General features: G+C 45.1%; 17 protein-coding genes and 1 riboswitch. Of the genes, 13 read left to right on the top strand and 4 right to left on the bottom strand.

The window, feature by feature from the left end:
• Window positions 1–309 precede the first annotated feature (309 nt).
• The 5 genes from mutT to RJD38_RS03550 all read left to right on the top strand — a co-directional run bounded on the left by mutT (window position 310) and on the right by RJD38_RS03550 (window position 7510).
• Window positions 310–708, top strand: coding sequence for an 8-oxo-dGTP diphosphatase MutT (mutT, locus tag RJD38_RS03570; RefSeq protein ID WP_005594084.1), 399 nt, complete (start codon window positions 310–312; stop codon window positions 706–708).
• Window positions 709–824: 116 nt separating this feature from the next.
• Window positions 825–1634, top strand: a complete 810-nt coding sequence (dapB, locus tag RJD38_RS03565; RefSeq protein WP_065545954.1) for a 4-hydroxy-tetrahydrodipicolinate reductase — start codon at window positions 825–827, stop codon at window positions 1632–1634.
• 515 nt (window positions 1635–2149) lie between these two features.
• Complete coding sequence (carA, locus tag RJD38_RS03560; RefSeq protein WP_009387954.1) at window positions 2150–3289, top strand: glutamine-hydrolyzing carbamoyl-phosphate synthase small subunit; 1140 nt, start codon at window positions 2150–2152, stop codon at window positions 3287–3289.
• 16 nt (window positions 3290–3305) lie between these two features.
• Window positions 3306–6536: a carbamoyl-phosphate synthase large subunit gene (gene carB, locus RJD38_RS03555; protein WP_005594087.1), complete on the top strand. Its 3231-nt coding sequence runs from the start codon at window positions 3306–3308 to the stop codon at window positions 6534–6536.
• 194 nt (window positions 6537–6730) lie between these two features.
• Window positions 6731–7510 (top strand): TSUP family transporter, encoded by a 780-nt coding sequence (locus tag RJD38_RS03550; protein WP_005594088.1) that lies wholly within the window; start codon window positions 6731–6733, stop codon window positions 7508–7510.
• Here the strand turns inward: RJD38_RS03550 and RJD38_RS03545 are convergent.
• From RJD38_RS03545 to grcA, 3 genes are all read right to left on the bottom strand, one after another.
• A complete protein-coding gene (locus tag RJD38_RS03545) occupies window positions 7440–8306 on the bottom strand; it encodes a LysR family transcriptional regulator (RefSeq protein ID WP_065545053.1) in 867 nt (288 codons plus the stop codon). The two genes, RJD38_RS03550 and RJD38_RS03545, sit on opposite strands and share 71 nt — an antisense overlap.
• 128 nt (window positions 8307–8434) lie before the next feature.
• The gene (gene gbpA, locus RJD38_RS03540) at window positions 8435–9892 is read right to left on the bottom strand and encodes an N-acetylglucosamine-binding protein GbpA (protein ID WP_065545054.1); all 1458 of its coding nucleotides are present in this window, start codon (window positions 9890–9892) and stop codon (window positions 8435–8437) included.
• 88 nt (window positions 9893–9980) lie between these two features.
• A riboswitch (cyclic di-GMP riboswitch) is annotated at window positions 9981–10068 on the bottom strand.
• A gap of 296 nt (window positions 10069–10364) precedes the next feature.
• Entirely contained in the window at window positions 10365–10742 is a 378-nt protein-coding gene (gene grcA / locus RJD38_RS03535; protein WP_005594091.1) for an autonomous glycyl radical cofactor GrcA, read from the bottom strand.
• Window positions 10743–11078: 336 nt separating this feature from the next.
• Here grcA and nfo point away from each other — a divergent pair, with 336 nt between their 5' ends.
• From nfo to RJD38_RS03520, 3 genes are all read left to right on the top strand, one after another.
• Window positions 11079–11945 (top strand): deoxyribonuclease IV, encoded by an 867-nt coding sequence (nfo, locus tag RJD38_RS03530; protein ID WP_065545055.1) that lies wholly within the window; start codon window positions 11079–11081, stop codon window positions 11943–11945.
• An 87-nt stretch (window positions 11946–12032) separates the two neighbouring features.
• On the top strand, window positions 12033–12716 hold the full coding sequence (gene ung / locus RJD38_RS03525) for a uracil-DNA glycosylase (protein ID WP_065545056.1): 684 nt from the start codon (window positions 12033–12035) through the stop codon (window positions 12714–12716).
• A gap of 178 nt (window positions 12717–12894) precedes the next feature.
• Window positions 12895–13446 carry a hemerythrin domain-containing protein gene (locus RJD38_RS03520; protein ID WP_009387948.1) on the top strand — a complete coding sequence of 184 codons (552 nt, stop codon included), beginning with the start codon at window positions 12895–12897 and terminating at the stop codon, window positions 13444–13446.
• Window positions 13447–13500: 54 nt separating this feature from the next.
• Here RJD38_RS03520 and RJD38_RS03515 read toward each other — a convergent pair whose 3' ends face one another.
• The gene (locus RJD38_RS03515; protein ID WP_005594097.1) at window positions 13501–13683 is read right to left on the bottom strand and encodes a DUF3545 family protein; all 183 of its coding nucleotides are present in this window, start codon (window positions 13681–13683) and stop codon (window positions 13501–13503) included.
• A gap of 691 nt (window positions 13684–14374) precedes the next feature.
• On the opposite strand from RJD38_RS03515, the gene RJD38_RS03510 reads away from it, so the two are divergent.
• The 5 genes from RJD38_RS03510 to RJD38_RS03490 all read left to right on the top strand — a co-directional run bounded on the left by RJD38_RS03510 (window position 14375) and on the right by RJD38_RS03490 (window position 19136).
• The gene (locus RJD38_RS03510; RefSeq protein ID WP_005594100.1) at window positions 14375–15808 is read left to right on the top strand and encodes an alanine/glycine:cation symporter family protein; all 1434 of its coding nucleotides are present in this window, start codon (window positions 14375–14377) and stop codon (window positions 15806–15808) included.
• Window positions 15809–15915: 107 nt separating this feature from the next.
• Window positions 15916–16689, top strand: a complete 774-nt coding sequence (gene yaaA, locus RJD38_RS03505) for a peroxide stress protein YaaA (RefSeq protein WP_065545057.1) — start codon at window positions 15916–15918, stop codon at window positions 16687–16689.
• A 12-nt stretch (window positions 16690–16701) separates the two neighbouring features.
• Complete coding sequence (locus tag RJD38_RS03500) at window positions 16702–16854, top strand: DUF5363 family protein (RefSeq protein ID WP_005594104.1); 153 nt, start codon at window positions 16702–16704, stop codon at window positions 16852–16854.
• A complete protein-coding gene (locus RJD38_RS03495; protein WP_065545058.1) occupies window positions 16854–17627 on the top strand; it encodes a TatD family hydrolase in 774 nt (257 codons plus the stop codon). The genes RJD38_RS03500 and RJD38_RS03495 overlap by 1 nt, the downstream gene beginning before the upstream one ends.
• Before the next feature lie 204 nt (window positions 17628–17831).
• Complete coding sequence (locus tag RJD38_RS03490; protein WP_005594108.1) at window positions 17832–19136, top strand: NupC/NupG family nucleoside CNT transporter; 1305 nt, start codon at window positions 17832–17834, stop codon at window positions 19134–19136.
• Window positions 19137–19448: the final 312 nt, after the last annotated feature.

Genomic DNA, 19448 nt, shown 5'->3' with positions numbered 1-19448 from the left:
CTTCGTTTGGGTCGTCGCTGTAACTGATGATTGCAGTGTCGGTGGTACTCACTTACTAACGTAAGTTCCGTGCCACCTCCTCGCACTCACCGAGTTACAACTTAGATCCATAATGCTTACTAAATAAATAGAGAGTCGCTTAGGCGGCTCTTTTTGTATGTGAACTTTGAGATTTTCTCCTACGTCATCCTCGAGAGTGAGGAACGAACGAGTCGGGGATCTTTGATACGAATAAAACAGCAGATTCCCAATCTAATTCGTTCCTCATTGTAGGGAATGACGAGCGGGAAGTTATAGGAACACCATTATATGAAAAGAATCCATATCGTTGCGGCGGTGATTTTCAATCAAGATAAATCGCAGATTTTTATTACTAAGCGTCCCGATGATAAACATAAAGGCGGATTTTGGGAGTTTCCCGGAGGCAAAGTTGAGTTAGGGGAAACGACAGAGCAAGCGATGATCCGTGAGCTCGATGAGGAGATCGGCATTCAAGTCACTGAGCAGAGTCTATTTGAACACCTTGAATATGATTATCCGGATAAATCGCTTAAATTTGATTTTATCTTAGTCACCAATTTTGCTGGTGATCCTTATGGGCGCGAAGGCCAGCAAGGTGAGTGGGTAAAGATCAAACAGTTAGAAAATTACGCATTTCCAGAGGCAAACGTGCCGATTTTACAGCGTGTGATCAAAGAGTTTTCTTGATCTATGTCTCAAAAAGCTAGCCAGCACAGCCATTTATTGGTAGTTTAGTGCACAAGATCGTTTTCTCGAGGTGAGGATCTTTTCATCTCGATACACCAAAATGGAGAATGAGTGCAATGGTCAGAATTGCAATCGCAGGAGCGGCAGGCCGTATGGGCCGAAACTTAGTTAAAGCAACGCATCTTAATCCTGAGTCTCAAGTTGGAGCTGCATCAGAGCGCCCTGAGTCTTCGTTGGTTGGGGTAGATGTTGGTGAACTATGTGGTGAAGGAAAATTTGAAGTTGTCCTAACCAATGATCTTGCCTCTCAAATTGACAGCTTTGATGTCATCATCGATTTTACTGCACCAAGCAGCACATTAACCAACTTAGAACTTTGCCGTACCCACGGTAAGAGCATCGTGATTGGCACAACGGGTTTTAGCGATCAAGAGCGCGAACACATTGATGCAGTCGCGACGGAAATTCCTGTCGTCATGGCTCCGAACTACTCGGTCGGTGTTAACTTAGTGTTTAAACTGCTGGAAAAAGCCGCCAAAGTCATGGGTGACTACTGCGATATTGAAATTGTCGAAGCACACCACCGTCACAAAGTCGATGCGCCATCAGGCACTGCGATTGGTATGGGTGAAGCGATTGCCGGTGCGATGGGTAATAAGCTCAACGATGTGGCCGTATATGCTCGAGAGGGCATCACTGGTGAACGAACCAAAGACGAAATTGGCTTTGCTACCATTCGCGCAGGCGACATTGTTGGTGAGCATACGGCAATGTTTGCCGATATTGGTGAACGTGTTGAGATCACTCATAAAGCGACGGATCGTATGACCTTTGCTAATGGCGCAGTAAAGGCAGCTGTTTGGCTGAATGGTAAGCCAGCAGGCTTCTATACTATGACCGATGTACTGGGTTTAAATGATCTTTGATCTCTTCGTTAGCAAAAATCTATAAAGACCATTAAACATATTTATGCGTCAGCCTCGGCTGGCGCTTTTTGTATCTGCTCGATATGGCAAAAAAAATTAACTAGACAAAATATGCGCGCATTAGCCTTTTATTGTGTTACTTATGGTGCTTTGAGTTAATAAGTGGTGCTAGTGTTTGTATTTTGCGTGTTTAGTTGGTGTGAGTAACGTTTGCTTTATGGTTTTTTCTGGTCGCCTGTCTTTTTGCTTTCTAATTTGAGGCGATAACCAAGAGTTACTGCTGTTGGTTAAGTAAAAAGTAAGTAAACTTGGTTTTTTGACTGCTTTGGTAAGGTTTTCTCATAAAGCGTCGTAAATATGCATTTTATTTTACTATGAATGTTGACACTGGTCACAACCGTTATTAGAATAACGCCAATTTGTCTGTCAGACCTAAAAATGCTTTTTTATGGCGAAATGGAAGGCAATGTTGCAAAGTTATTTATTTTTTATGCATTTTTATTCTGGAGGTTGCCTTGAGTAAATTAGCACTGTTAGTCCTGGAAGATGGGACAGTGTTCAGCGGAGTGTCCATCGGCGCAGATGGTATTTCCGTTGGGGAAGTCGTTTTTAATACCTCGATGACGGGGTACCAAGAAATTCTCACTGATCCTTCCTATTCACAACAAATCGTCACTCTTACTTATCCTCACATTGGCAATACCGGAACCAATTCCGAAGACGAAGAATCCTCTTCCATTCATGCTCAAGGCCTTGTGATTCGCGATCTCCCTCTTATCGCTTCTAATTTCCGTAACGAACAATCCCTTTCTGATTATCTCAAGTCGCAAAACATTGTCGGCATCGCAGATATTGATACTCGCAAACTTACTCGTATTCTTCGTGAAAAAGGCGCCCAAAACGGCTGTATCGTCGCTGGCAATAACCTTGACGAAGCATTAGCGCTTGCGAAAGCAAAAGAATTCCCTGGCTTGAAAGGTATGGATCTTGCGAAAGAAGTTACAACAAAAGAAGCGTATCAATGGAAACAAGGTTCGTGGACGCTTACGGGTGGCCTTCCAGAAGCAAAAGATGACAGTGAGTTGCCATACCACGTTGTCGCTTATGACTTCGGTGCCAAGCGAAACATCTTGCGCATGTTGGTTGACCGCGGCTGCCGCTTAACGGTGGTACCGGCTGAAACCTCAGCGGAAGAAGTTCTAGCTCTTAATCCAGATGGTGTTTTCTTATCGAATGGTCCTGGAGACCCTGCGCCATGTACTTATGCGATTGAAGCAACCAAAGTCTTCCTAGAAAAAAACATCCCGTTATTTGGTATCTGTCTGGGTCACCAAATTCTTGCGCTCGCCTCTGGTGCGCAAACGGTGAAAATGAAGTTTGGTCACCACGGTGCGAACCACCCAGTAAAAGATTTGGATCGCGGCGTTGTGATGATTACTTCACAAAACCACGGTTTTGCTGCGGATGAAAAAACGCTACCGGAAACGTTACGTGCGACACACGTATCTCTGTTTGATGGTTCTTTGCAAGGTATCCACCGCACTGACAAACCAGCATTCAGCTTCCAAGGTCACCCAGAAGCGAGCCCAGGTCCTGAAGACGCGGCTCCACTATTTGACCATTTCATCGAACTCATTAAAAAACACAGCGCTTAATTCGGAGTAGTAGATAATGCCAAAACGTACTGACATTCAAAGTATTCTAATTCTTGGTGCTGGTCCGATTGTAATCGGTCAGGCATGTGAGTTTGACTACTCTGGCGCACAAGCGTGTAAAGCACTGCGTGAAGAGGGTTACCGAGTTATTCTTGTGAACTCAAACCCTGCCACCATTATGACAGACCCAGAGATGGCCGATGCAACCTATATCGAGCCTATCCAGTGGGAAGTCGTGCGTAAGATCATTGAGAAAGAGCGCCCTGATGCTGTATTGCCTACCATGGGTGGTCAAACAGCGCTTAACTGTGCACTAGACTTAGAGAAACACGGTGTTCTTGCTGAGTTTGGCGTAGAGATGATCGGTGCAACCGCTGATGCGATTGATAAAGCAGAAGACCGTTCTCGCTTCGATAAAGCAATGAAGTCGATTGGCCTTGAGTGTCCAACGGCAGATACAGCCAAAACAATGGAAGAAGCTTACAAAGTTCTCGATATGGTTGGCTTCCCTTGTATCATTCGTCCTTCGTTCACCATGGGTGGTACGGGTGGCGGTATTGCATACAACAAAGAAGAATTTGAAGAAATCTGTCGTCGTGGCTTGGATTTATCGCCAACTAACGAGCTGCTAATCGATGAGTCATTGATCGGTTGGAAAGAGTACGAGATGGAAGTGGTTCGTGACAAAAACGACAACTGCATCATCGTCTGTGCGATTGAAAACTTCGACCCAATGGGTATCCACACCGGTGACTCAATCACGGTGGCACCAGCACAAACGCTAACCGATAAAGAATATCAGTTGATGCGTAATGCATCGCTAGCGGTTCTACGTGAAATCGGTGTTGAAACTGGTGGTTCAAACGTTCAGTTTGGTATCAACCCAAAAGATGGCCGTATGGTTATCATCGAGATGAACCCACGTGTATCTCGCTCTTCCGCGCTTGCTTCAAAAGCAACGGGTTTCCCGATTGCTAAAGTAGCAGCGAAACTGGCGGTTGGCTTTACGCTTGACGAGTTGATGAACGACATCACTGGTGGCGCAACACCAGCATCATTTGAACCAACTATCGACTACGTTGTGACTAAGATTCCTCGTTTTAACTTCGAGAAATTTGCCGGCGCGAACGACCGTCTGACGACGCAAATGAAGTCAGTGGGCGAAGTGATGGCGATTGGTCGTAACCAACAAGAGTCACTACAAAAAGCATTGCGTGGCCTAGAAGTGGGCGCAAGTGGTTTTGACGAAATGGTTGACCTTGAGTCACCAGACGCACTATCAAAAATTCGCCATGAGCTAAAAGAAGCTGGCGCAGAGCGTATTTGGTACATCGCCGATGCATTCCGTGCAGGCTTATCTGTTGATGGCGTGTTCAACCTAACGCAAATTGACCGTTGGTTCCTCGTTCAAATTGAAGATCTAGTCAAAATGGAAGAGTCAGTTAAAGCCGGTGGCTTTGCTGGTTTGACCGAAGATGTACTGCGTAAGCTGAAACGCAAAGGCTTTGCGGATGCGCGTCTATCGAAACTGCTGGGGGTTGCGGAAAGTGAAATCCGTCGCCTGCGTGACCAATTCGATATCCACCCGGTTTATAAGCGTGTTGATACTTGTGCGGCAGAATTTTCTTCAGATACTGCATACATGTACTCATCTTACGATGACGAGTGTGAAGCAAATCCAACCGATAAAGACAAAATCATGATTTTGGGTGGCGGTCCAAACCGTATCGGCCAAGGTATTGAATTTGACTACTGTTGTGTGCACGCATCACTGGCGCTACGTGAAGACGGTTACGAAACCATTATGGTCAACTGTAACCCTGAGACGGTATCAACCGACTACGACACGTCAGACCGTTTGTACTTTGAACCAGTAACACTGGAAGATGTATTAGCGATTGCCCGCGTTGAAAAGCCAAAAGGCGTTATCGTTCAGTACGGTGGCCAAACGCCACTGAAACTGGCACGTGCGCTAGAGGCGGCAGGTGTGCCAATCATTGGTACTAGCCCTGATGCGATTGACCGAGCAGAAGACCGTGAGCGTTTCCAAGTCGCGGTTGACCGTTTAGGCCTGCTACAACCACAAAACGCAACGGTAACGACCATGGAGCAAGCGATTGAAAAATCGCGTGAAATCGGCTTCCCATTGGTGGTTCGTCCTTCGTATGTACTGGGTGGTCGTGCGATGGAAATCGTTTACGACGAGCAAGACCTACGTCGTTACTTCAACGAAGCGGTGAGCGTATCTAACGAATCACCAGTATTACTTGATAGTTTCCTTGATGACGCTGTTGAAGTTGACGTTGATGCGATTTGTGACGGTGAGCGCGTAGTGATTGGCGGTATCATGGAGCATATCGAGCAAGCGGGTGTTCACTCTGGTGACTCTGCATGTTCGCTACCTGCATACACGTTAAGCCAAGAAATCCAAGATGTGATGCGTGAGCAAGTTGAAAAGCTGGCGTTTGAGTTGGGTGTTCGTGGCCTAATGAATACACAGTTTGCGGTAAAAGATAATCAAGTTTACCTAATCGAAGTAAACCCACGTGCGGCACGTACCGTACCGTTTGTTTCGAAAGCAACTGGTGCGCCACTAGCGAAAATCGCTGCACGTGTCATGGCGGGTCAATCTTTAGAAGCTCAAGGCTTTACTAAAGAGATCATCCCACCTTACTACTCAGTAAAAGAAGTGGTATTGCCATTTAACAAGTTCCCTGGTGTTGACCCACTGTTAGGCCCAGAAATGCGCTCGACAGGTGAGGTGATGGGTGTTGGCGCTACGTTTGCAGAAGCGTACGCAAAAGCAGAACTTGGCTGTGGCAGCGTTTACCCTGAAGGTGGCCGTGCGCTACTGTCAGTACGTGAAGGCGATAAGCAACGCGTAGTGGATTTGGCCTCTAAGCTGGTTAAGCTTGGTTACCAACTGGATGCAACGCACGGTACTGCGGTTATCCTTGGCGAAGCGGGCATTAACCCTCGCTTGGTAAACAAGGTTCACGAAGGTCGTCCTCATATTCTTGACCGTATCAAGAACAATGAATACACCTACATTGTGAACACGGCTGCTGGTCGTCAAGCGATTGAGGACTCTAAAGTTCTTCGTCGTGGCGCTCTGGCTGAGAAGGTGAACTACACCACAACGCTAAACGCTGCGTTTGCGACCTGTATGGCGCATACTGCTGATGCGAAGAGTACAGTGACGTCAGTACAAGAGTTGCACGCGAAAGTGAAAGCCTCTCAAGCATAAACCCAGTTATTGGTCATATTAAGCCCGCTCATTCGAGCGGGTTTTTTTATGCCTTGGTAATCGGCATTGACGGCTTTTCTACCGACATTGGAATTGATGAATAATGGGAATGAGTGATAATCGAATCTTTCGTTAACTGAATTGATTGAGTAGTGATAACTTAACCCTATTGGATTTACTACCGTGACGAACAAATGGAACTTTCATTCGAAATACTCACACTGCTGTTTTTGGTGGCAAGCTTGGCTGGCTTTATTGATGCGATGGCTGGTGGTGGTGGTTTATTAACACTTCCTGCATTGCTTGCGGCGGGTGTTCCGCCAACTCAAGCGCTGGCGACCAATAAACTGCAAAGCTCATTTGGCAGCTTTTCTGCTACTTGGTATTTTGTCCGTAATGGCATTGTCAGCATTAAAGAGATGCGACTGGCGATTGCGTGTACCTTTATTGGTTCAGCAGTTGGTGCAGAATCGGTGCAGCATATTGATGCTGGGGTGTTGACCAGTTTGATCCCACTATTGCTGGTGGCCATTTCTCTCTACTTCTTATTAATGCCAAAAACTCGCGAGCAGCAAGGTAAAGCAAAAATTTCTGAGGCTATGTTTGCTTTTTGTGTTGGTGGCGGTGTTGGTTTTTATGATGGTTTTTTTGGTCCAGGAACCGGTTCAATTTTTACTGTTTGTTTTGTCGCGTTAGGGCATTTTTCGCTGGTGGATGCGACGGCGCGTACTAAGGTGTTGAACTTTACCTCGAATATTGCGGCGTTATTGTTCTTTATTCTCGCGGGCTTACCAGTATGGGAGCTTGGCTTAGTGATGGCGGTGGGTGGTTTTCTCGGCGCTCAACTTGGCGCGCGAGTGGTGGTGACTAAAGGTCAAAAATGGATAAGACCTTTAGTGATCATTATGTCGATGTTGATGGCAGGAAAGTTACTTTGGCAACAGCATCACCAATGGTTGCTATCAATGTTTTAATGCGGCTATTACGATAGGACGCCGGACGCACACAGATGTGAATGGGGCGTGAAAGCGGTTGCAGTGAGGAAAAATAGTGGCACTGTTTTTCCTCAATATTGAGTGTTTTTATCACCGATAACGGCACGAGTGCCGGGGCAATACCTGCCAGTGCTAGCCTTGCGGCCGCCACGTAAGAGTCCATCTGCATGATGGGCAACATATTGAGTTGGCTTAGAATTGCTTGTTGGTATGAGTTGGCAGGGTTGGAGAGATCATTGGTGATGATTATCTCTGGCAGCGTACTGATTGGGCGATTAAAGACAATGTAGAAGGGTTCATCAAAGAGATGGAAAACCATTAGTTGGTGGTGCGTGGGGAGGTTACCAGCACAAATCCCAAGATGTGCTTTTCCGGATTGAACATGCTCAATAATTCTTGGCGTATGATTGGTCGTGATGCTTAGGTAAGGATCATGAGTAAAATACTCGCCTAATATTTCCGCTAAGTAACCGGCAACCAGTGTTTCAGAACAGTCCAGCTTTAGAGGGCTGTTCTCAATGATGTTTTGCTGTTCATAAATAAGCCCACGTAACTCATTAAAAGTGGGACCGATACTCTCAATAAGATTGAGCGCTTCACGTGTTAGCTGCACGTTTCTGCCGTCGGGAACAATCAGCTTCTTGCCCAGTTTCTTTTCTAAGTTAGCAATGCGTTTACTCACTGCCGATTGGCTAATATAGAGCAAGCTACCCGTGCGACTCATGGTTTTAGCTTTGCTTAACGTCAGAAGTGTTTCAATACCTTCAAGCAACATAGAGTGACTTATGAAAAATCGGAATGAATACCTCACTGTAGCGCAACGCCATTGGCAACGCACATAAAAACGGCACTTAATAAAGTGCCGTTACTGTTTCTTCTCTAAAAATTGTGATCGCTAGGAACTTAGTTCACTTTATCCCATGCCATTGTCCAGTGAGAACCGGTTGCTGGTTGGTATTGGGTTGCGTTTTCAGTCCACTGTGAGCAGTAGCCTGAGTATGGGAAAGGTTTACATTGATAAACTTGACCATCGCTCGCTAACACTTTTGTGCCAGCAGTGTAGTTATCAAGGCCGTTAGGGAAGACAAAATCATAGTCACCCGCTGGTGGTGTTACCTCAGCTACAAGATGGAAATCTAACGTTTCTTGATTGATCAAGTTGCCAGCCTGATCTTTGATTCGGCTGATCAGCATATGGTGGCCCGCTTGAGATTTAGCCAGCGTGAGATCGACCGCTTTAGATTGCCCATCTACCAGTTCGCCACTCCAACTCGCCAGCGCTTCACGGCCATGATTATAAACCGTTAACTCCGCGTGCAGATCACCGCTAGCATTTAGCGTCAATGCCAGTTCAGTCGGTTGTTCTGTGACAGTATATTCAGATTGTAAGCCTGCAATGTTAAGTGCGTAATCGGGAACAACCGTGTCAATCTCATAGCCAATTTCTACACGAGTGAGTTGGCTATCGTTTTGTAAATAGATCGGATTGGTACCGTAAACAGGGGTGAAAGTGCCTTGTTGTAGTTGGCCTGCTTTGATCGCTGTTTGCTCTTGGTTTACCTTGCTTGCTAGAGCATAAGACCAGTTTTTAGCTTGAGTTAGGGCAGGGCTATCGATCGCTAATTCAGTACGATAAGCTTGGTTTTCACCAGCGTGATCAAATACGCGGGTAAAGACGCGATCGCCGATATTAAGATCGATAGTTGGTGAAATCTGGCCAGCTTGATTCCATTCTGGAAGCACAGGGCCTTGACCATCAAATTGCACATCAATCACATTGTAGAATGCTGCTGCCGTATCGCCCACATCCCAAACTGCAAGAATGACATGGTAGCCTTGACGTTCAGGCACGTTACACGCATGGCTAACTTGCTTTGGCGGTTGAACCATATTGCCTTCGATGACACAGAACGGATTCAGATCAAACGACGCTCGTGATAGTTGCGCATTTGGATTCCAATCCGCTTTAGTGATGTAGTATTTCCAATCTCGAGTGACGTGGTTGGCAGTAAAGGTCCACTCAAAGTTTTGCTGTCCAGCCGTGATTGGGCGCTTAACCCAACGATCCGCAGTTTGTTCATCTAATGCTGTGGCCAGTGCTGATTGTGCACTGGCAATTTTGCCATCAGCGGGGCCAGCTTCAGGGAAGCCTTCAGGGCCTTCCACACTTTGTGGTTCATATTGAATGGCACCACAGTTGCTGTTTTTCTCATTAGTATCAGAGGTTGGGAATTTACATAGCGCAACACGGCTTGCTGCGATGCCATCATTGAACGCAGAGATGTAGCCATGTGCGGCGACTTGCCCACTTAGAGCGGTAAGAGCGAGTGCCAATAAGGTTTTATTTGGACGTGATTTCATCACATGTTCCTTTTTAGGTTGACAAAAAATTGCCACACCTCGGCATGTGAAAAGGGCGATAAACCCTCAACACTTGATTGAGCGATCAAGTGGCGGCTCCGCTATCGTGGATAAATTTTATCGTTAGACCGGAAGCTTTGCGTCCCATTTTTTCAAATGGTTTGCCGACAGTGTGTTTGTACCAATCAAAACAAGTCTTTGCTTGTTCTACTTGTTATGAGCTGGAGAAATTTAGCTTAGAAAGTGAAAAGAGCGCGACAGAATCCAACACGAGATGGAATCAACATCTCCTTTGGTATTGCCTCTTTTTGTTTTTCTTTCTTTTGCGCTACCGGGATAGATTCTTTAGGCTTCTATTTGCGGTGTTTTTTGAAATGTTTCGTCTGTTTTAGATGGCGAAGAAAAGAAAAGCAGGCCAAGGCCTGCTTTTCAAATGTGTGTCTAAATTTACCTTCGTCAGAGACGAGCTAAATTATAGAGATTCAGTGAACGTACGTGCGATAACGTCGCGTTGCTGCTCAGTCGTTAGAGAGTTGAAACGTACAGCGTAGCCCGATACACGGATGGTTAGCTGTGGGTAGTTCTCTGGGTGAGCAACCGCGTCTTCAAGAGTTTCGCGACGTAGAACGTTAACGTTTAGGTGTTGACCACCTTCAATGCGTGGTGCAGTTTCGATTGCCACTTCACGGCTTTCGTATTCGCCTAGATCGTTAATAGCAATAACTTGGTCAGCTTGGTAGCCAGCAGATGCCGCAACACAACGTGCTTCGTTCTTTTCGCTGTCTAGTAGCCAGATAGAGTTTAGTAGATCGTCGTTAGCTGCTTTAGTAATCTGAATACCTTGAATCATTACTGTCTCCTAATCCACATTTTCTGTGGTGTTATTGGTGTTAATTTTCAATATTTTTGTTGAGCTAAGTATTATATAGCTAATATCCATTATAATAATATTGATTTAGGTCAAAAAACAACTAAAAACCTTATTTTTTTGAAGGTGATTTTATTGCGTTAAATCAATAAAAGTCTTTAAAAACTGCAAATTACAATTTATTTTATAATATAAAAAATAGTTACAACGGTCATTTTGTCGTAATTTTACTACAAAATGACCGTTTTTAAGTCAACTATGCGGACTAACTACTTGTTAGGTGGTGGTCAAACTGAAAGAGTAAAGTGATTAAATAACATGAACAAAAATTTCGGAACTAAGTATATCGGTGCGCATGTTTCTGCCGCTGGTGGGGTTGATCAAGCGCCGATGCGAGCACGTGAAATTGGCGCCAATGCTTTTGCGCTTTTCACTAAAAATCAGCGTCAATGGGTCGCAAAACCGCTTGAAGCCAAAACCATTAGCGCTTTTAAAGCTAACTGTAAAATGCTGGGCTTTAGCGCCGAGCACATTTTGCCTCATGACTCTTACTTGATTAACTTAGGTGCGCCAGAAGAAGAGAAATTAGAAAAATCGCGCGCCGCTTTTATTGATGAAATGGAACGGTGTCATCAATTGGGGTTAACGCTGCTCAATTTTCATCCCGGCAGTCACCTTAACAAGATCTCTGAAGCTGAGTGTTTGGCGAAAATCGCTCATTCAATAAACTTAGCGCACCAAGCTGTACCAGATGTAATAGCCGTAATCGAAAATACTGCAGGGCAAGGCTCAAACCTTGGTTGGCGTTTTGAACATCTCGCGGCGATCATCGATCAAGTAGAAGATAAATCTCGTGTTGGCGTATGCCTTGATACCTGCCATACCTTTGCAGCAGGTTATGATCTCTCTAGCCATGAAGCGTGTGAAGTAACGTTTGCCGAGTTTGATCAAGTAGTGGGCATGCATTACTTGCGTGCAATGCACATTAATGATTCCAAATCGACATTGGGTAGCAAGGTTGATAGACACCATGCGCTGGGTAAAGGAGCCATTGGTTGGGACTGTTTTGAGTACATAGCGAAAGACAGCCGGTTTGATGCGATCCCTCTTATTCTTGAAACCATAGAACCAGAACTGTGGCCAGCGGAAATCAAGCAGTTGCGTGAGTGGCATCGCCAAGCGTAATTTCATGCCCATCGCCGATCATCTTGTTGATTCGTTTTTGCGTGGTTTTTTGCGACAATAGCGGTATCTATATAGAGGACAATCATAATGGCTAAGTTATTGACTTGGGATGATGTGATCGGCGACGAGCAGCAGCAACCTTATTTTCAGCAAACACTGAGTTATGTCGCTGAGCAGCGCGCAGAGGGTAAGGTGGTTTTTCCTCCTGAAGCCGATGTTTTTAACGCCTTTGATGCTACGCCATTTGCCGACGTAAAAGTGGTTGTTTTGGGTCAAGATCCTTACCACGGACCCGATCAAGCACATGGCTTATGCTTCTCGGTTCTACCTGGAGTAAAAACACCCCCTTCTTTAGTCAATATGTACAAAGAGCTCGCGCAAGATGTGGAGGGGTTTACAATTCCTCAGCATGGCTATTTGCAATCTTGGGCTGAACAAGGGGTGCTATTACTCAATACTGTGCTAACAGTGGAGCAGGGCAAAGCGCACTCTCATGCAAAAACAACCGGATGGGAAACCTATACCGATAAAGTGATTGCAGCACTTGACCAATATGGTAGTGGCATTGTGTTTCTACTGTGGGGAGCGCATGCGCAGAAAAAAGGACGCTTTATTGATCGCTCAAAGCACCATGTACTAGAAGCTCCCCACCCATCACCGCTGTCGGCTCACCGTGGTTTCTTTGGTTGCCATCACTTTTCTTTGGCTAACCAGCACTTAACCGCACAAGGCTTGAAGCCGATTGATTGGAGACTGCCTGAGCGGGTTTAACTGAGTTAGCTCAACGACTCAACGAATATTGCGAGAGAAGCCTGATGGGCTTCTCTTTATTTTTCAATTACTCGTATTGATTTTAGTTACTAATCTGGTCTTTTTTTGAACAGTCTCTAAACCTTTATTGGCGTTTTCTTATACACTTACAAAGATTGTGTGTTTAAGGAGAAACGCTATGATGATTGAACAAATCAGGCGTGAACATGGCTATATGGTGCGTCTACTCGCTATCCTTGCCAATAAAGTGGAATTGCTAAAGCAAGAACAGCCAGTCAATTACAGTTTGATTAAAGAGGTGGTCGATTACTTGTCTGAATATTCAGAGAAATATCATCATCCGAAAGAGGATATTCTTTATCACTATTACCGTGAACATTACGGTGCGCATGATGATATGGACAACTTAGAATTTGAGCACAAGTTGTTGGAATGTAAAACGCATGCGTTTATGAATATTGTCGAGATGATCTTGCAAGATGCTGTGGTACCGCATCATCTGTTTATTGAGCAATTAGAAGCGTTCATGAATGCGCAGAAGTCACACTTGGAGCTGGAAGAGAAAAATATTTTGCCGATGATTTGTGACCGATTTAGTGTCGAAGATTGGCAACACGTGGAAACGCTCTATAGTGGTTCAGATGACGATCCTGTCTTTGGGGACACGATTGCTGAGCAATATGCGCAACTGGCGAAACGCGTGCGCGCGACAGACAAAGAGTGTATTTAACGTTTATCATACGAGCGGTAAAATAAAGAGGCGCCTTGGCGCCTCCTTTATTGACTAAAATTCTAAATTTTCCAACTTATCTAATCCGATATCCATATCAAGCAGCTCTTTTTCTAAGCGACGACGATCTTGAATTGCCTCTATTTCTCGCCATTTACGTTTAACAGGTTTTGATTTTGCTGAGCGACCTCGTGAAAAGTCCATCTCCATCATCTCATCAAAGTTCAAGCCATCCATATGCCACCTCTGTTGTACGTTGTTATTGGTTAGATTAAATACCATTGAGATTGAAGGGTATCTATGATTGATTTCTCATTTGTTGCGATCCAATGAAATTTTTATGGCTTTTTGTGCTCGATGTACCTTTTTAGAAGAGCGTGCTGTATAAAAAACGTTCAGTTGTCAGTGTGAAAACGATTAATTTTAGCTATTTTTGATGTTAACTGGCTGTTTTAAGTTGGCGCTAAAATGCTAATCAACCTTGCTCTTGCCCCCTCATCCGATAGGTAACATACAAAATGGGGGGTAAATCACACAAATTTGCTGGTAAAACCAGTAGAGACAAGGTGTTAGCCTACTTTTATCGGATGGCGTTTTTATTGCTATTGATAGATTTGGCTTGTTGTTAATAGTTGATGTTGTTGTGCTGATTTTGTGGTTGATTTGTTCTTTTTTGTGTTAACTATTAGTGAGTTTATAGTGAAAAATAACATTGTAATGCGTGTGTTTGCATATTGATTTTTGCTATTCTTCACTGCATTATCCGCCCGTCAAAAATTACGTCGGTACGTGAAACGGAAGCATGAAGCGAGTTTTACAGATCTCAGCTGCCAAAAATAAAACATACACTACCAAGAATTGACACTTGGTGACGCAGCTAGATGGATGGCAAGGATGCAAAATCGACGAAACTCACTATGAGGATGTTATGACAGACTTAATTAATTTAATGAATGACCTGCTTTGGGGGTCGATTCTTGTTTATCTTTTGGTCGGCGTGGGCGTCTACTTTACTATCCGTCTAGGATTCATTCAGTTCCGCCATTTTGGCCATATGTTCTCAGTGTTGAAGAACAGTCGTAAAGCAGACAAAGCTGGTATTTCTTCTTTCCAAGCTCTTTGTACCAGTCTCGCAGCACGTGTCGGTACCGGTAACATGGCCGGTGTTGCTGTTGCACTAACCGCTGGTGGCCCTGGCGCTATCTTCTGGATGTGGTTGATTGCCATGCTGGGTATGGCAACTTCATTTGCCGAAAGTACACTCGCACAGCTTTACAAAACCAAAGATGATGATGGCAACTACCGTGGTGGCCCTGCTTACTACATGGAAAAAGGGTTGGGCATGCGCTGGATGGGCATCCTGTTCTCTATTTTCCTGATTATCGCTTTTGGTCTGGTTTTCAACGCGGTTCAAGCGAACTCGATTGCCAACGCAATGCACAATGCATTTGGTTGGGATGATCAGTACGTGGGTGTTGTCGTGGTTGCGCTATCGGCGATTGTAATTTTTGGTGGTATCAAGCGTATTGCACGCGTGGCAGAGTTGGTTGTGCCAATCATGGCAACAGCTTATTTAGCGCTTGCACTGTTTGTGATGATCGCCAATATCGAAAAATTGCCAGCAATCCTAACCTTGATTGTGAAGAGTGCTTTTGGCCTGCAAGAAGCCGCTGCTGGTGGTGTGGGTTATGCGATTGCTCAAGCGATGATTAACGGTGTGAAACGCGGCCTATTCTCAAACGAAGCGGGTATGGGTTCTGCGCCAAACGCGGCTGCTTCTGCAACACCATATCCACCACACCCTGCTTCGCAAGGTTATGTGCAAATGTTGGGTGTTTTTGTCGATACGATTGTGATCTGTTCGGCGACAGTATCGATCATCTTGATGTCAGGTGAGTTTGTACCAGGTGGTCAAGTGACGGGTATCGAACTGACTCAAGCTGCGTTGAGCTCTCAAGTGGGCAATTGGGGTAGCATTTTTGTTGCGGTGGCGATTTTCTTCTTCGCTTTCACCTCTATCATTGCGAACTACTCGTATGCTGAAACGAACTTAATCTTCTTAGAGCATAATCATAAAGCGGGTCTTGGCCTGTTCCGTATTATTGTTCTTGGTATGGTGATGTTTGGCGCGCTAGCTTCACTGCCAGTGGTATGGGCATTAGCTGATGTCTCCATGGGTCTAATGGCGATTGTGAACTTGGTCGCGATCATCTTACTTTCTGGTACGGTGATTAAGCTGGCGAAAGACTACAACCGTCAGTTAAAAGAAGGCAAATTGCCGACGTTTGATGCCAATGAGTACCCAGAGCTGAAATCTCAGCTTGAAGAAGGCATCTGGTATACCGACGAGAAGAAAAAATAGTCGTTGCCAATAGATAGAAACGATTAAATCGATACATAAAGCCATGCAGACATTGCATGGCTTTTTTTGTACTCTAATCATCTGATGATAAATGGAAGAGTAAAGTCATGCTGATAGTTGTATCCCCTGCGAAGACCTTGGATTATGAGTCGCCATTGGCGACAGAAAAGTTCACTCAACCGGAGTTGGTTGAGTATTCTAAGCAGCTGATTGACGTGTGTCGCCAGTTGACGCCTGCTGATGTGGCGAGTTTGATGAAGGTCAGCGACAAAATTGCTGATTTGAATGTTGGTCGCTTCCAAGAGTGGAGTGAGACGTTTACGCCGCAGAACGCCCGTCAGGCGATCTTAGCCTTTAAAGGTGACGTCTATACCGGTTTAGACGCTGAAACGCTGTCAGAGGACGATTTCGACTATGCACAGCAGCATCTGCGCATGTTGTCGGGCTTATATGGCCTGCTCAAGCCGCTCGACCTTATGCAACCCTACCGTCTTGAGATGGGCACTAAGTTAGCCAATACAAACGGAAGTAACTTGTATCAGTTCTGGGGCAACGTGATCACCGATAAGTTGAACCAAGCGATCAGCGAACAAGGCGACAATGTGCTGATCAATCTAGCATCGAATGAGTACTTTAAAGCGGTGAAACCAAAAGCACTCGATGCGCAGGTGATTACGCCGATCTTCAAAGATTGCAAAAAAGGTCAGTACAAGGTGATCAGTTTCTATGCGAAAAAAGCACGTGGCATGATGGCGCGCTATATTATTGAGAATCGCATCTCAAGCGTCGCTGATTTGACCCAGTTTGATGTGGCGGGCTATTACTTTGTCGAAGAAGAGTCGACCCCGACAGATCTCGTGTTTAAACGCGAAGAGCAGTAAAAGGAACGGCTTATGTGGGCTTGGTTTACACGTTGGTTAAAAAAATACGATCAATGGTGTCAGTCGATGGGGCTAACCCCAGAGCAAAAACGCAGTTGCGTTGCTTATCGTGCAGAACCAACTTTGCAAGAGCAACCCAAACCCTCTTCTAAGGCGCAGCAGTGATGCGCCTTTTTGATACCCACTGTCATTTGGATTTTGCGCCATTTGCAGCGAATATTGAACAACAGCTACAAAGTGCTCAGCAAGTTGGAGTTGAGCGTGTGCTACTGCCTGCTACTGGGCCTGAAAACTGGTCACGCTTAGCCTCACTAAGTGAGCAGTTTCCGGCACTCTATTATGCGTTGGGTTTCCATCCTTATTTTCTTACTCAGCAGTCTCTCAATGATGTGGTGCTTTTAGACGTTCAAATGACTGAGCGCGTCTCGCGCTGTGTTGCGATTGGTGAGTGTGGTTTAGATGCGATGGTTGATGTCCCTATGGCACAGCAGGAAGCCATTTTTATTGCTCAAATTGAGTTGGCCAAACAGCATCGTTTGCCACTTATTCTCCATGGGCGAAAAACGCACAATCGGCTGATTCAATTGCTTAAACAAGCGCGCTTTGAATATGGTGGCATACTGCATGGGTTTTCGGGCAGTTATCAGCAAGCAATGCAATTTATCGATTTAGGTTTCTATCTCGGCATTGGTGGCGTGATCACTTACCCGCGTGCAAATAAAACTCGTCAAGCCGTCGCGCAATTACCTCTTTCTGCTTTAGTGTTGGAGACGGATGCCCCAGATATGCCGTTAATGGGTTATCAAGGTGAGCCCAATCATCCCAAACGTTTGCCTCTGGTTTTACAGCATTTGGCACAATTGCAGAATAAAGATAGGCAAACGGTTGCTGATAACGTTTGGCGTAATAGCAATTTGGCCCTAAATATTTGTGAATAAATTCTAAAATGTTTGTACGCTTTGTGAATTTGAAGAGTGATTTTATTGATCGTGATCACATTTGTGATTGAACAATGCGTGAATCGTATCAGAAAGTGTGAAGGGCACATTACTTTATCATAGGTGGGATGAGTATAATTGCCCCGCTTTTTGAGCTCCATTTTGTAACACGCCAACAAATAACTTATAAGGAAGTCATAAACTATGAGCCTGTTTATGAGCCTAGTCGGTATGGTAGTGCTTCTTGCTATTGCATTTGCATTTTCATCTAACCGCAAAGCTATCAATTTTAGAACTGTGGGTGGCGCTTTCGCTATCCAATTTATCCTTGGTGCATTCGTTTTATACGTACCATGGGGCCGTGATCTATTAAACGGTTTTTCACAAGGGGTTTCTAACGTTATCAACTATGGTAACGCAGGTACCGACTTCCTATTCGGCGGTCTTGTTTCTGGCAAGATGTTCGAACTATTCGGTGGCGGCGGTTTCATCTTCGCATTCCGCGTACTTCCAACGCTAATTTTCTTCTCTGCACTGATTTCGGTTCTTTACTACATCGGCGTTATGCAGTGGGTTATCCGCATTCTTGGTGGCGCACTACAAAAAGCGCTTGGCACTTCTCGTGCGGAATCAATGTCTGCAGCAGCTAACATTTTCGTAGGTCAAACTGAAGCACCACTAGTGGTTCGTCCGTTTGTACCTAAGATGACACAATCTGAGCTATTTGCAGTAATGTGTGGTGGTCTTGCATCTGTTGCTGGTGGTGTACTAGCAGGTTACGCGCAAATGGGTGTGCCACTAGAGTACCTAGTAGCAGCATCATTCATGGCAGCACCTGGTGGTCTACTGTTCGCTAAGATTCTGTACCCAGAAGTTGATAAGCCTCAAGAAGACATCCAAGAAGCAATGGATGGCGGCGACGACAAACCTGCAAACGTGATTGACGCAGCAGCAGGCGGCGCAGCAGCAGGTCTACAACTAGCGCTAAACGTTGGTGCAATGCTAATCGCATTCGTAGGTCTAATCGCGCTAATCAACGGTATGCTTGGTGGCATCGGTGGTTGGTTCGGTATGCCTGAACTGACCCTAGAACTGATTCTAGGTTACGCGTTCTCTCCACTAGCATTCCTAATCGGTGTGCCAATGGACGAAGCAATCTTTGCTGGTTCATTCATCGGTCAAAAACTGGTTGTGAACGAATTCGTTGCTTACCTAAACTTCACTCCATACATTCCTCACCTTGTTGATGGTGTATTGGTTGCTGATGCGGTAGTTCCTGCGACTGGCGAAATCATGTCGCCGAAGACAATGGCTATCATCTCATTTGCACTTTGTGGTTTCGCGAACCTTTCATCTATCGCGATTCTACTAGGTGGCCTAGGTTCTCTAGCACCAAGCCGTCGCAGCGACATCGCACGTATGGGTGTTAAAGCGGTACTTGCGGGTACGCTATCTAACCTAATGGCAGCAACAATTGCAGGTTTCTGTCTAACACTATCAAGCATGTAATAAGCGCTCGATAATATAGACGTCACTTGACACTATGCCCTGTAGCAAGAGATTGCTGCGGGGTATTTTTTTGCTTGAATGTTCGTGGCCATGTTTTGCTGTGCTTTTCACTTCGGATATGCACGAAAGTTCGAGCTAACTTTTTTGAGATACAAACCGTTTGCGTTCTTTTTGTTACTACAGTTTTGCGGTGAATGTCGATAATGTAGAGCCATCAATGCAATTTGGGTTGGAATGGATTCGACTCAGCAATGAATTTTAACTGGTTAGCAAATCAATGCTCTCCAGAGGCATATAGCGCAAGCGTTTTTG

Origin of the sequence: Vibrio scophthalmi (assembly GCF_040869025.1) — a bacterium.
Taxonomy (GTDB): Bacteria; Pseudomonadota; Gammaproteobacteria; order Enterobacterales; family Vibrionaceae; genus Vibrio; species Vibrio scophthalmi.
This window is presented reverse-complemented; position numbering and strand designations above follow the sequence as displayed.